Origin of the sequence: Acidaminococcus sp. (genome assembly GCA_022482815.1) — a bacterium.
GTDB lineage: Bacteria > Bacillota > Negativicutes > Acidaminococcales > Acidaminococcaceae > Acidaminococcus.
In genome coordinates, this window is sequence record JAKVOM010000001.1 from 751,149 (window position 1) to 764,959 (window position 13,811).

11 protein-coding genes and 1 tRNA gene are annotated in these 13,811 nt (G+C 46.9%); 9 read left to right on the top strand and 3 right to left on the bottom strand.

The features are described 5' to 3' along the window. The first annotated feature begins 45 nt into the window (after positions 1 to 45). The 3 genes from LKE33_03305 (at position 46) to LKE33_03315 (ending at position 3,776) form a co-directional block, all read left to right on the top strand. Positions 46 to 1,254 carry a 50S ribosome-binding GTPase gene (locus tag LKE33_03305; GenBank protein ID MCH3949952.1) on the top strand — a complete coding sequence of 403 codons (1,209 nt, stop codon included), beginning with the start codon at positions 46 to 48 and terminating at the stop codon, positions 1,252 to 1,254. Further along, on the top strand, positions 1,244 to 2,287 hold the full coding sequence (locus LKE33_03310) for a GTPase domain-containing protein (GenBank protein MCH3949953.1): 1,044 nt from the start codon (positions 1,244 to 1,246) through the stop codon (positions 2,285 to 2,287). The genes LKE33_03305 and LKE33_03310 overlap by 11 nt, the downstream gene beginning before the upstream one ends. Positions 2,288 to 2,354: 67 nt before the next feature. After that, the gene (locus tag LKE33_03315) at positions 2,355 to 3,776 is read left to right on the top strand and encodes an amidohydrolase (GenBank protein MCH3949954.1); all 1,422 of its coding nucleotides are present in this window, start codon (positions 2,355 to 2,357) and stop codon (positions 3,774 to 3,776) included. A gap of 291 nt (positions 3,777 to 4,067) precedes the next feature. On the opposite strand, the gene LKE33_03320 is transcribed toward LKE33_03315, so the two are convergent. From LKE33_03320 to LKE33_03330, 3 genes are all read right to left on the bottom strand, one after another. After that, complete coding sequence (locus tag LKE33_03320; GenBank protein ID MCH3949955.1) at positions 4,068 to 4,988, bottom strand: IS3 family transposase; 921 nt, start codon at positions 4,986 to 4,988, stop codon at positions 4,068 to 4,070. Then, positions 4,985 to 5,686: a transposase gene (locus LKE33_03325; GenBank protein MCH3949956.1), complete on the bottom strand. Its 702-nt coding sequence runs from the start codon at positions 5,684 to 5,686 to the stop codon at positions 4,985 to 4,987. Before LKE33_03325 ends, LKE33_03320 begins: the two co-directional genes overlap by 4 nt. Positions 5,687 to 5,810: 124 nt before the next feature. Next, a complete protein-coding gene (locus LKE33_03330; protein ID MCH3949957.1) occupies positions 5,811 to 6,767 on the bottom strand; it encodes an L-lactate dehydrogenase in 957 nt (318 codons plus the stop codon). 525 nt (positions 6,768 to 7,292) lie between these two features. On the opposite strand from LKE33_03330, the gene murI reads away from it, so the two are divergent. The 6 genes from murI (at position 7,293) to LKE33_03360 (ending at position 13,800) form a co-directional block, all read left to right on the top strand. Then, positions 7,293 to 8,093 carry a glutamate racemase gene (murI, locus tag LKE33_03335; GenBank protein MCH3949958.1) on the top strand — a complete coding sequence of 267 codons (801 nt, stop codon included), beginning with the start codon at positions 7,293 to 7,295 and terminating at the stop codon, positions 8,091 to 8,093. Positions 8,094 to 8,143: 50 nt separating this feature from the next. Next, positions 8,144 to 8,219, top strand: a tRNA-Thr gene (locus tag LKE33_03340). A 132-nt stretch (positions 8,220 to 8,351) separates the two neighbouring features. Continuing rightward, positions 8,352 to 8,900 (top strand): TIGR00730 family Rossman fold protein, encoded by a 549-nt coding sequence (locus tag LKE33_03345; GenBank protein MCH3949959.1) that lies wholly within the window; start codon positions 8,352 to 8,354, stop codon positions 8,898 to 8,900. Positions 8,901 to 9,022: 122 nt separating this feature from the next. Continuing rightward, positions 9,023 to 10,168, top strand: a complete 1,146-nt coding sequence (locus LKE33_03350; GenBank protein ID MCH3949960.1) for a hypothetical protein — start codon at positions 9,023 to 9,025, stop codon at positions 10,166 to 10,168. A gap of 383 nt (positions 10,169 to 10,551) precedes the next feature. After that, positions 10,552 to 12,180 carry an IS1182 family transposase gene (locus tag LKE33_03355; protein MCH3949961.1) on the top strand — a complete coding sequence of 543 codons (1,629 nt, stop codon included), beginning with the start codon at positions 10,552 to 10,554 and terminating at the stop codon, positions 12,178 to 12,180. A gap of 270 nt (positions 12,181 to 12,450) precedes the next feature. Then, positions 12,451 to 13,800, top strand: a complete 1,350-nt coding sequence (locus LKE33_03360) for an ISL3 family transposase (protein ID MCH3949962.1) — start codon at positions 12,451 to 12,453, stop codon at positions 13,798 to 13,800. Positions 13,801 to 13,811 lie beyond the last annotated feature (11 nt).

Here is a 13,811-nt window from a genome sequence, read left to right on the forward strand (position 1 = left end):
TTTTAAAAGCTTATTCCATAATGGGGAAAAGAAGGTGGCGCGAAAATGAAATTAGCCAAACTACGTTCGCAATATCTGCATAAATTAACAGAACGATTCGGAGGACGATCCCGCAGGAGTAATCCGGAACCGGAAAAACCACAGGAAGCGGAAGCTCCTCAAAAGAGCCTGAAGGACATCCTTCCGCCGCCTGACCAATATCGGGAACTGGCTATGCGCTTCTTCGAGGCCTGGCAGAAAGACCGGCAGAAAAAAATCAAGATTTGTTTGTTCGGCCAGCCCGGTGCAGGGAAGAGTTCCCTTGTTAATGAACTGACAGGGAAGAAACTGGCGAAGGTCAGTGAAGTAACGGATACGACCCAGGAAGCACAGATCATCGAGACGGATGATGTAGTCTATGTGGATCTGCCGGGATATAATACGGCCCGTTTCCCTGCTCATTCCTATTTTTCGACGTTCGATCCGCTGCAGTACGATTTGTTTCTTTGCGTGTTTGCCGGTAAATTATCCGATGCGGATACGGATTTCTTCAACCGACTGACGAGCCTTGGACGGGTATGTATTTTTGTCCGTAACAAAAAAGACGGACTTCCGCGTAATGAGGAAGAATTGGCGGATGCAGAATATGCAATCCGTAATGACGTGTTCCATAAAGTAGGACCGCAGGCCACTATTGTTTTCACAAGCTGCCGCAAGAACTGGGGTACGGCCGAAACGCGAGGCATACCGGAGCTGCAGAGCGCTATCATAGACCATTTGCTGCCGGCCCGGCGTGACCGCTATGTTCGCCATATCAAGGCCTATACGGAACAGACCCTTTTGGCGAAACGCCGTGCTGCTGATAAGCTGGTGCGCCGTTACACCGCTCTTGCCGCGGCAAATGGACTTAATCCTGTCCTGGGCATGGATGCGACGATTGATGAGCACATTTTGAGAAATATGTACCAGGGCATTCGTGACGCCTTCAGTCTTGGTGCCTGGGATGTACCTCCGGAAGGCAAAGCACCGGCCCTCATCCGTAAAATGGCCGGCGGCGTGACCGGAGAACGGTTGTCCAAGGCGCTGGGCCTGCTGCTCCGCAAAAAGGCCGGCGAGCGGGCTGCCAAATTGCTCCCCGTTGCCGGTGCAGCCACAGCTATGGGCATCAATGCCGGAAGTATGTACTATATAGGCAAACAATATGTCCGGACGTGTTATGACTTTGCGGATAAGCGTCTGCAGACAGAAATCCAGTGGGGTGCGCATGACAAGTGAAATTGATTCTTTGAAAGAAAAATTGAAAACTATAGATGAGGAGAATGTGACCATCGTTCTGTTCGGCCAGCCGGGCAGTGGTAAATCGAGCCTTATCAATGCTGTCTGCGGACGAAAAGCCGTGGAGACCGGGGAAGAAACGGATACGACGAAGGATGCCGTGGTCGTTGAAAACGGCGACGTGACTTTTATCGATTTGCCCGGATACGGGACAGCTGGTTTTCCGGAAGAGGCGTTTTTGGAGAAATTCCAGCCTTTTCAGTACGACTTGTTCCTCTGCGTCTTTTCCGATAAACTGCGGGCTGCCGATACGCGGCTTTTCAGACTTCTGGAAGCCATGAAAAAGCCATGCATCTTTGTCCGCAACAAGATCGATCTTATCTATGAAGAAGGCAGGACGCTGGAGGAAAGCGAGGCATCCATCCGGCGGGATATTGAATTCCAGCTTGGACGGAACGATTTTGACCTTGTCTTTGTTTCTACACGCAAGGATGACTGCCAGGGTATCGGCCACTTAAATGACGTTATTTTGAGTAAAATGGATGAGGCCCGGCGGGAAAAATATATCCTTACGGCAGAAGCCAAGACGAGGGAACAACTGGAAGAAAAGAAAAAAGCGGCGATGGGCTTTGTCCGCCGCAGTTCCACCTATTCGGCCTATAACGGACTGAATCCGCTGATGGTTCTTGATGTGACGGTGGATCTCATGATTTTGTATCAGATGTATACATCTATCCGGCAGGCTTTCGGCATTACGCCGGCTATGATTCGGGAAAGCAAACAGCTTTCGCTGAAAGATAAAAAACTGATCCTCGGCGGAATGAGCCGCGAAGGAATTCGCATGATCTTAAAAAATGCCAGCCGTCAGCTGGTGGCCCGGACATTTTTAAAAGTCGTACCGGTAGTAGGACAGGCAACGGCTGCCTTTATCGGCTACAAGCTTGTTTCCAAGACGGGCCGTGATTACGTGAATGCTTGTTATAAACTGGCGCAGGAGCGGCTGCTCAAGGCACTGGATGCCAAACGTCAATAAAAAGACAACAGGCTGCAGGACGTTAGAGTGCATAGTGCCATCAGAACAAGAAAGGGATGGGGAAGCGATGAGTGAATATCTGCCTGAAGCGTATGAGGAAAAATTGAAGGCTCTCAACAAGACCATCTGGGAAGCGGCGGAATTAAAGTTTGCTGAAAAAAAGTCTGCCCGTGCTATGATGGAATTCCTGAAAGAGGAAGGATTCACGGTGACGCAGCCCGTTTCTTACCTTGATACGGCCTATGTCGCAGAATATGGCAGCGGTCATCCGATTATTGCCATCTTGGCTGAATTTGATGCACTTTCCGGGCTCAGCCAGGAACTGGATGCGGCAGAAAAGAAACCCCGTCCGGGCTGCACTACCGGCCACGGATGCGGACATTGCCTCCTGGGGACGGCTGCAGTGGGGGCGGGCCTTCTGCTCCGGGATTATTTAAAAGCTCATCCGGGCGCCGGCACGGTTCGTGTCTATGGGTGCCCTGCCGAAGAAGGCGGCAGCGGCAAGACGTATATGGCCCGGGAAGGCTGCTTTGATGATGTGGATGCGGCTTTCACCTGGCACCCTGCAACTCAGAACAGTGTGGCTACAGGCAGTAACCAGGCTAATATTCAGGCAGCGTTTACCTTTACGGGACGGGCTGCTCATGCGGCAGGGGCACCCCAAAATGGACGTAGTGCCCTGGATGCCGTGGAACTGATGGACGTAGGCGTCAATTATATGCGGGAACATATGGCGGATTATGAACGCGTCCATTATGCAATCCTTGATACCGGCGGTGTGTCTCCGAATGTAGTTCAGCCTACGGCTGAGGTACTCTATCTTATTCGGTCGAAGACGAACGCTGAAACCAAAAAATTGTATGACCGCGTTGTCAATATTGCCAAGGGTGCAGCGTTAATGACAGAAACGACGGTATCCGTCCGCTTTGATAAAGCTGTTTCCAATCTCGTCCGGAATGATGTACTGGCGAAATTGATGTATGATACGATGGTTGAAGTCGGGGCTCCGAAGCGTACCGAGGCCGAAAAAGCTTATTACGACAAATTCCAGGCAACTGTGCCGGAATTCAACGTGATTCATGATCCCGGCATGACGCCGGTGCCGGATCCGACGATTTTGGAAGAACTGATCAGTAAGGATCGGTACGGAGAATTTATCGTGCCGTTCATGCCCAACTCAATTACCATGATGGGCTCCTCCGATGTGGGCGACGTCAGCTATGTGACGCCAACAGCCCAGATGTATGCGGCTACTTTCCCGGTCGGGACCAGTGCCCATACCTGGCAGTGGGTGGCAGAAGGGCAGAGCAGTACGGCGCTCAAGGGGTGCTTCTACGCTGCTAAAGTGATGGCAGAAAGCGCCCGTAAGGCAATGGAACAACCGCAGCTGATTGCCGATGCCAAAGCAGAGCTGAAAAAGCGGCTGCACGGTGAGAAATATGTTTGCCCGATTCCTCCTGAGATTATGCCTACGAAATACGCTAAGTAAATTAAAAAGGGCTGTGAAAAAATAAAAAGGCGCTTTTGGCTTTTAGCGCATGGCATTTAGCCTCGTCTGCAGTAGTGCGGTAAGGCTTTTGATTCAAATAAAATAATATAAACCTAAAATTTAGCAGATAACCTAAATTTTAGGTTTTATTTTTATAAGTTCGTTCAAAAATGCCCTGGCAATTTTTCTTCCACGGGCGACACGCGGCCAGCGACCTGGTGTGCTCCCCGTCAAGCGGAGACTAAAACATTTCAAAATCCTGCTTAAAAATGTATCATTTCTTACATATTCTTAAACAGCACTGGCATAGAAATTGTGGAACGCCATCGGGGACATTCTCATCAGTTTACGTTGAGTTCTCTTTGTATTGTAATATAGAATGTAATCCCGGATATCCCACTCCAGTTCTTCGATACTGTAGTATGTATGCATATAGATTCTTTCCCGCTTTAACATTCCCCAGAACCCTTCCATTGGGGCATTATCAAGGCATCTGCCGGTTCTGGACATACTTCTTGTTAAGTTGTACTGTTCTGCCATTTCCAGATATTCATTGCTTGTATATTGAAAACCCTGGTCTGTATGGACCAATGGATGTGCATTGGGATTCTGTTTGAAGGCTTTCCTGAAAGTCTCCATAACAAGAGGTGTATCATTACGGTCACTCATCGCATAGGATACAATTCTATGGTCATATAGATCTAAAATCGCGCTTAAATAGAGATGTTTAACAATATAAGTTCCACTGACAGGGCCTGGAATGTTAAGCCGGAATTCGGATACATCTGTCACCCACTTCTGGTCAGGCATGTCTGCATGGAATTTCCTGTTCAGTACGTTCTCTGCTTTGCGTGGACTGTTCTTGCCTACACGGCTATGGGTGCAGCCTTTTGGTCTCCATTTAATCTGGGAATGAATATGCAGCTTACGAAAAAGACGGTAACACCGTTTATCAGAGATATCGATGTTGCATTCTTCCCTTAATTTATCAGCCATCATGCGGTATCCCGCTTCAGGATATTTAATATGAAGCCTGAGAATATGGCAGCAGATCCCCTTGTTTATGAGCTCATTCAGGCTAAGGGGCGTCTTGCGCCAGCTATAGTAGGCAGAGGGGGAAACGTGCAGGATAGCACAACACTTTTGCACGGAAGCCCCATTTTCCTCGCAAACCTCTTGAATCGCTTCATACTGCTTACGATTACGAGTCAACGAAAGCGATTCCTTTTCGTCAACTCGTCCAGTTTTTTTAGAAGCAAAATCTCCAATTCGAGATCCTTGACTTTTTGTCTCAGGCGCACCAGTTCCTCATCTTTTGTTTCCTTGTGGGAAGGATCCATCGGCTTCTTCTTGGGTCTACCCTGATGGTTGGCCAGTCCTGAATTCCCGTCCTTTTCGTAGCGTTTAACCCAGTTGTAGACCTGACGATAGGAATAACCGTATTTTTCGGCTACAGAACGGTAATCACGGTTGGATTCCAGACATTCCTTGACGATTTTGCAGCGTTCTTCAAGGGTACTTGCCTTACCTTTCATGGATTTATCACATCTCTCTTGATAAGCGTAAGAATCTAATTCTCCATGAATATTATAATGCTTAACCCAGTCTGCAAGAACCCTGGGGGAACGGATCTTGTATTTCTTACAGATTTGAATGTAGCTGCCTTTACCATTCAGATAATCCTTAACGGCATTTTCCATAAGGGAAAGGGGATAGGTTTTCTTTCCCTTTTTCGGGGAAAAGGCTTCTGCACCCTCGTTCTTGTAATTCATTACCCAAACAGAAACGTTCTGCCGCCGGATACCAAGCTTTTTAGCCACTTGGTAGGTGTTGGATCTGTGTTCAAGGATATCTTTGACAGCGTTAAGTTTAATCTCAGGAGAGATGAATTTATTATTGCTCTTTACCATGACATGCCTCCTTAAAACATTGACATAATTTTTTTCTCCGTCTTAAGGGGAGCATATCAACCGGCGACCTGCGTAAAAGGGGTTGTGCAATAATGTGTACGCATTATTGCACAGCCCCTTGGTGCTACTTCAAATCCAGGCTGTCGGCCGTTTCTTTCAGAATGCGTGCCGATTCATGCAGAGCTGCACTTTCTTCTTCGTTGAGGGAAAAAGGCAGGATCTTTTGAATGCCGGTCTGGCCGATAATAGCAGGCACGCTCAGTGTGACGTCATTGAGGCCGTATTCGCCTTCCAGGTAGCAGGAGACCGGCAGTACGCTTCTCTCATTCCGGACAATGGCGGAACAGATATAACGCACGGCCATGGCAATGCCGTAATAAGTGGCTTTTTTGCGTTTGATGATTTCGTAGGCACTGTCCTTGACGGATTGGGCCAGGCGGTGCATAGAGGCCTGATGTTCATGGAAGCCGCGGATTTCGCAGAACGTGTTGAGGGGGATACCGGAAACATAAGCACTGCTCCAGACTGGAATTTCGCTGTCGCCGTGCTCCCCGATGATATAAGACTGGACACCGCGGTAATCAACGTTGAGGTGTTCTCCGATGAGGTACTTCAGGCGCGCCGTATCCAGCACTGTGCCGGAACCGAAGACACGATTGCGGGGGAAGCCGGAAAGCTTCAAAGCCACATGGGTCAGGATATCTACCGGATTGGAGACGATAAGGAGAATTCCCTGATAATCCCGTTTCGCAATTTCCGGGACAATCGTACCCAGGATGGCCGCATTTTTCTTTACCAGATCCAGACGCGTTTCTCCGACCTTCTGACTGGCACCGGCCGTGATGACAATGATGGCGGCGTCCATGATATCATCATAGCCGCCTGCATAGATATTCATTGGAGAGAGGAAAGTCATGGCATGGTTGATATCCATGGCTTCGCCTTCGGCACGTTCCCTGTGTGCATTGACGAGAACGATTTCCGAGAACAATCCCTGTTCCATAATCGTATAGGCACTGGTAGAACCGACCATACCGGTTCCGATGATGGCAATTTTCCGCATATTGATGGCTTTTGACATGGTTTTCCTCCTAAATGTATTTATTTTCGTTACAGTATTATTACTACGAGTATTTTAGAAAATCATTTTCCATAAATCAATAGCAAAACATATATTGAGACTAGCAAAAGTAGTTTGAAAATTACAAAGAAGCTGATTGCTCAGGGAGGATATCGGCAAAGATCGAAATAAGGTAATGGATGGTGCGCTGTGAAAAAAAACAGGCAGCCTTCTCCCGATTTTGGCATGGCATGAATGCAGCGGCTGCCTTTCTCTATTCTTTTGTTTCCGGCGTTTCGAAAAATGCAGAAAAGGGTCCTGCTTTGGCTCGGAACGCATCTATAATATTTCCTTTTTCGCCGCACGGCGTGAGACTTAGAACGTCTTGAATGAGAAACCGCAGCCCCATGCTTTACGGCAATCGGCGGCGCGGCTCTTGTTCCCCCAAACCCTGTAAAGTATGGTATAATAAGGGACGCAAAGGGGACTGAATTTGGATTTCAGTTCCGTGATATGGAACGGAGCGATATTTTAGGAGGTCTTACGATGAACAAATCGCAACCTATCGGCGTCATCGATTCCGGCGTTGGCGGCATGACCGTACTGAAATGGCTGCAGGAAAAGATGCCCCATGAGCACTTCATTTTCATAGGAGATACAGCAAGGACTCCATATGGTGATCGTTCTCGTGAAGAGATTATCAAGTTTGTCAGTGAGATGACGGACTATCTGGAACGCAGGCATATCAAAGAGCTGGTCGTGGCCTGTAATACCATTACCGTCCTTGGTACCGATGTCATCCGTGGTTCACACGATTTCGGCGTCATTGGCATGGACAAAGGTTCCCGTATGGTAGAAGGCGTCACAAAGAATAATCTTGTGGGCTTTATGGCGACGGATTTTACAGTTTCTACGGGAGCCCACAAAGCTGAGATTGAGCGGCTTGATCCGGAAGTCAAGGTATTCGGGCAAGGCTGCCCCAAGCTTGTGCCGCTGATTGAAAACGGTGAGTTCCATACGCCTGCGGTCAAAGCTGCAGTGAAGGAGTATGTAGATTTACTGAAACAGCATCATGTGGATACGGTGCTGCTGTCTTGTACGCATTATCCTTTTCTTCAGGATGAAATCCAGGCAGCTTTTGGCAGCGGAGTGACGATTCTCGATCCCGCGGAAATGACAACAGCGGATGCTATGGAAGACTTGAAGGAAAAAGATTTGCTGAATCCGGATGGTGACGGCCGCGCCGATGTCTGCTTCACGGCGGATCTTGAACGGGCAAAAGGTCTGGCTGCCCATATGCTGGACATGAATCGCTGCGATTTCCATCTGATTGATTTAAAAAAATAAGGGAAATGCTTGCGAATTTTGCAGAATTATGATAGAATCATCCCGTTGATGCTACTGTAGCTCAGTTGGTAGAGCGGCTGATTCGTAATCAGCAGGTCGCAGGTTCAAATCCTGTCGGTAGCTCCAGATGCAAGAACGGGCTCTCGAAATATCGAGAGCCTTTATTTTTTTGTCTTTATTTCCGTGATATCATAGAGACTGTAATCGGTGAAGCCCTCAAGGCTTTCGGCAATCGGGTCAGGAAAGGGGACATACCTCATGAATATTACAGTATACTGCGGTTCTTCTTTCGGCAATCGGGACAGTTACCGGGCAGCGGCTCAGGAGCTTGGCCAATGGATAGGCTCGCAGGGACATACCCTGGTTTTCGGCGGCGGAAAAATTGGCCTGATGGGGACGCTGGCAGATGCAGTGCTCGCTTCCGGCGGAAGGGTCATTGGTGTGATTCCTGAGTTTCTGCATACGCCGGAAAAAACACATACAGGCCTTACTGCTCTCTATACGGTGCCTTCCATGGCACAGCGCAAGGCGAAGATGATTGAGCTGGGGGAGGCTTTTATCGCGCTTCCGGGCGGCCCGGGTACTTTGGAAGAAATCTCAGAGGTAATTTCGCTGCGCCGCCTGGGAAAGACCGACGCACCCTGTTTCTTTTATAATGTGGACGGGTATTATGACCTGATGGAAACCTTTTTCCAACAGATTAATGACCGGGAATTCCTGGCGTATCCTTATACCGAAATCGTGCACTTCCCGACTTCACTTGCGGAACTTGCGGCACACCTTCCTGCAAAGAGTGGAAATTCGTGAATCTCCGGTCACCGAGGGAACGGATGTTTTTCCTATGATTTCCATTCGCTCCATGGTAAAATAAAAGGACATATAAAACGGTATGCAGTACCTTTTAATTAAGTACGAAAGGACTTTTTGTAATGGCAAAATCAACTCATAAACCTAATCTCCAGATTCTCCAGGGCGGTAATGAATCAACAATGTCGGAAAAGGATAAGGCCGACCAATTCCTTGATACTTTCCTGGCTCAGCTGCCTGACAAGGGAAATCCCTTGCCATTTTTGGAGGCAATCAAGGCTGAGTTCGGACAGGATCCGTCATGGCAAGCTGTAATGCCCCGCCTTGACCGGCTGATTGAAGAGGCTAAGGCTAAACAGCAGAATAAACCCCGTCCGACAGCCGGCGCTCGTGAAGAGTTTGCTTCCCGCTGCAATGAAAAAATCGAAGAGGCAGATCAGCTGATTGCCCGTAAAGACATGGCAGGGGCTGCCAAAATCATTTTCCCGCTGTTGGAAGAATTTGAGATGAACGGATTTTATGACGATAAAAAGGGAATGGAACTGTGCTCTCCCTGCGCCCCTTATGAATTTCCTCTCTTCCTTTCCCGTCATTACTCCTTATACGACAACGATAACTACGAATTCGTAGAAATTCCTGTCAGCACACTGTACGCAAAAATGGGTGCTATCGTCTGGGCTGCCGACAATGAAGAAATGGCGTCCGATCTCTTTGAACAGAGCATTGCCTGGAACCCCGTGTCGGCTCCGACATACCTGATGTATGCAGCACTGGAACAAAGTTATAAGCATTATGATAAAATGCTGACGATGACCAAGGCAGCTCATCAATGTGCCGTGCAGACGGAGATTATTGCCCATTGTTTTCTCAATTACGGCACCTACTATCAGCACCGGAAAAAGCCTCTCTACGCGCTTGCTATGTTCCGTATGGCTCGGAAATATTTCGGAGAACAGAAAGACGAAAATCTGGATCAGACCATCAGGGAGTGCGAAAAGAATCTCGGTAAGATTATCTCGGAAACGGATTCGGAAAATGAAGCACGGGAAATTTGCCGCCGCCTGGAAGTTTCCTTTGGTATCAGCGAATTCGTAGCGAGCGTGATTTGTACGAGTGTGGAAGAAGGCATTAAGGGAGATGCCCAATTGCCGCTGGAAACCTTCGGACCTATGCTGGAAAAGCTGAATTACGAAGGCGACGAGGCTGAAATCATTGAATTGATTGCTCAGACAAGACAAAAGTACGCTGCTTATAAAGAAAAACATTAAAAGACTGAAAAAATGAGGAACTGCTGCATCATATAGTTGCGGCAGCTCCTCATTTTTCAGATTAACAGTAGGCATTGAAAAGTAAAAGGCGCATTTGGCCTTTAGCATCTTGCATTTAGCCTCGTCTGCAGCAGTGTGGTAAGGCTTTTGATTTAAATAAAAAATAAAAACCTAAAATTCAGCAGATAACCTGAATTTTAGGTTTTATTTTTATAAGTTCGTAGAAAAATGCGCTGGCAATTTTTCTTCCACGGGCGACCTGCGGCCAGCGACTGACGACCTGCGAAAAAAGGGGGCTGTCGCATTTTGCGACGGCCTCTTTTGTATCAAAAGCAAGGCGCGGCCTCATTGAATGAGACCGCGCCTTGGTGTAGAATTTAAATATGCAAAAAAACAAACCTACACAAAAGGATTATACAAAAATTGGTAGTTCTTATCAACTTTTTCTTCCTCTAAATTTTGAAGTACAAATCCCTAATGACGATCCTGTTCGCTTGGTGCGTGCCATGGTAGAAGGGATGGATGTAAAGGCATTGTATGACACGTATTCTCATGTCGAGAATAAATTAACGTCACCAATTCAGCTGCTGGAAATCGTCATTTATGCATGTATGGAAGGAATTCGTGGTTCGCGTAAGATAGAGCAATCCTGTAAAAGAGACACTCATTTCATGTTTCTCTTAGATGGGAAAAAAGCTCCGGATAATGCAACCATTGCAAGATTTTGTTCCCTCCATCTAAAACCATGTATCAAGAAACTCATGATTCAGATGGATAAATGGCTGCTGGCTCGCGGTTTCATCACTCTGGATAGCCTGTTCATCGATGGGACAAAAATTGAATCTGTGGCAAACAAGTACAAATTTGTTTGGAAAAACAGAGTCTTAGGCAGCCAGAACAAACTCATAGAGAAACTGGAGCAACTGGTTCCCGAAATCGAGGAACGTTTCGGAATCAAGGTCTGTTACGGAAACACTTTCCACATCCGTCATTTAAAGAAGCTCCTAAAAAAACTGCTTGTCATAAAGCGGGCTGAGGGAATCGAGTTTGTTCACGGATGTGGGAAAAGAAAGACCATTCTACAGAAGTACTATGAGATTTTAGCTAACTATCTCAAACGGCTTAAGGTGTATACGAAGCAGCTTCACATCTGTGGGGAACGGAACAGCTTTGCCAAAACAGACCCGGATGCTACCTTTATGAGGATGAAAGAAGATGCCATGCTTAATGGCGCCTTAAAGCCGGGATACAATGTCCAATATGCAAACAATTCCGGTTTTACCTTGTTTGCAGATGTGAGTGCACATCCCACAGATATGCGGACACTCATTCCTTTTCTTGAAGGATTTGAAGCCCACTTCGGTCAGAAATTTGCAAACATTGTAGCCGATGCAGGCTATGAAAGCGAAGAGAACTTGGTCTGGCTGAAGAAGAATCAGTATACTTCATATATCAAGCCTAACAATTATGAAAGAAGCAAGAGGAAAAAGTATAAGAACGACATCGGCAAAGCAGAAAACATGACATATTTGCCTGATCAAGACATGTATATCTGTAAAGGTAGGAGACTGCTGAAAGTCAGCAAAGTAACCCAGGTAAAGAACCGGTCGGGATATGTGTCAGAGAAAACATATTACGAATGTAAGGACTGCAGCGGTTGTCCCTACAAGGAACAGTGCATCCATGGGAACAATTGCAGGACACCTATGGAGAAAAGAAACAAGAAATTAGTGGTCTCGAAGAATTTTGCTGCATTGAGGGCAGAATCCCTGAAGAACATTACTTCCGAATATGGTAAGGAACTGAGGATGAACCGCAGTATACAGGCAGAAGGAGCCTTTGCGGATCTCAAGGATTCATTAAACGTCAGAAGATTAGAAACCCGAGGCAAAGGAAATGCCCTGGTAACAGTGGGAATATGTGCCATGGCACGGAATGTCCTGAAGGTCCATCACAAAGTTCAAGACGGCAAAGAGGATTTGCACTTATATCCGCTGAAAAAAGAGGCCTAAAAGATACAAAAAGAGCGCTCGAAAAAAAGCAACTTAGGGTTGCTTAATTTCGTGCGCCCTTTTTTCATCTCAAAACATATCCAACTAAAAAGTAAGGCAAATTGGGGCCTTTAGCAAGTTATTTCAGGGATTAAAAATCGGTCACTTGCGACAGCCCCCTTTTTTAAGGTTCTTCACGGAAATTTGTGGACTAAAAGACATTTGACTATTGAAAAAGGACATTAACTCCTCCAAAATATAATCGTCGAAACCATACCTTGGGAGGAGAAAATGTCCTTTACTAATTACACTATTCAAAATAATGCAGAATGTCAAGATGTCTTTTACAATGTCTTCATGCCGGAAGACCCTTTTGATGACAGCCAGGAGATTGTTATTTGCAGTGAAAAGAAATATACCGACTTCTGTTGTCCTAAATGTGGTCAGAAAATGTATTCTTACGAGCCATTTTCCACCTACTTGAAAAGCTTCCCTGCGTATCCTGAGCATACCAGGATAATCCGCTTTGAAGGGCATCGCTTCCGTTGCTCCTGCTGCCATGCAACCATCACTGAGCCTACTCCCTTTAAATATCCCGGAACTCGCATTACCATGAGGGCTTCCCTTTGGATTGAGACGCTGCTTCGTAATGGAATCCCTGCCAATGCAATTGCTAAGATGTCAGGAATTCACTGGAGCACGATTCGCTATGTCCACAAACAGCTCATGGATGAATCTCTCGATAAATATGAAATGGAATTGGAGCTGACCTCTTACAGGCCCCGTTTCCTGGCCATCGATGAGTTTGCTATCCATAAGGGACACACTTATGCCACTTGCGTCATGGATTTAGCGACAGGTTATATTCTCTGGGTTGGCAGAGGTCGGGCGATAGCTGACTTCGAGCATTTCTTCAAGGAATATGATCAGACGAAGCTGACAGAGGTCAAGGCAGTCGCCATGGATATGAACGCTTCCTACAACAAGCTGGTACAAGAACATCTGCCGCAAGCTAAGGTCGTGTATGATCGTTACCACATGCAGGCTCAATTCGGGAAGGAAGTATTAGGTGTAGTAAGACTTGATGAGGCCAGAATGCATAGGGATAAAGCCAGAGACATGCAAGAAGCATTAAAAGACGCAAGCAATGAAGACAAGCCGGTTTTAAAAGAGCGGATATCCGAGGAAAAGAAGAACTACCGCACATTGAAGAAAGTCCGCTGGCCGTTACTCACCAATGAAGATAAGCTGAATCCTAAGGGCAAAGAAGCGTTGCAGGACATCTTTGCAGAGCACGAGGATCTGGCAATATGTTATTCCATGAAGGAAGAGATGATAGCCCTCTATGAATTAAGGGACTATGACAAGGCTCTTGCAGGATGGAAGCGCTGGTTTGAAGCAGCACTGGGCAGCGGGATTCCGGCCCTGGTTAGGTTTGCTAAGATAAAGCTGCCAAGAATAGACGGACTGGTGAACCATGCCCTGTACCCGATAAACACAGGGAAGCTTGAAGGCTTCAACAACAAGATTAAAGTGGCAAAAAGAAGAGCGTACGGATACAGAGATGATGAGTACTTTTTCACGTTAATTCGCTACCTCTCAATTCCGACCGTAAGGGGTATACTCCCGAAAAAACCGTGAAGAACCTTTTT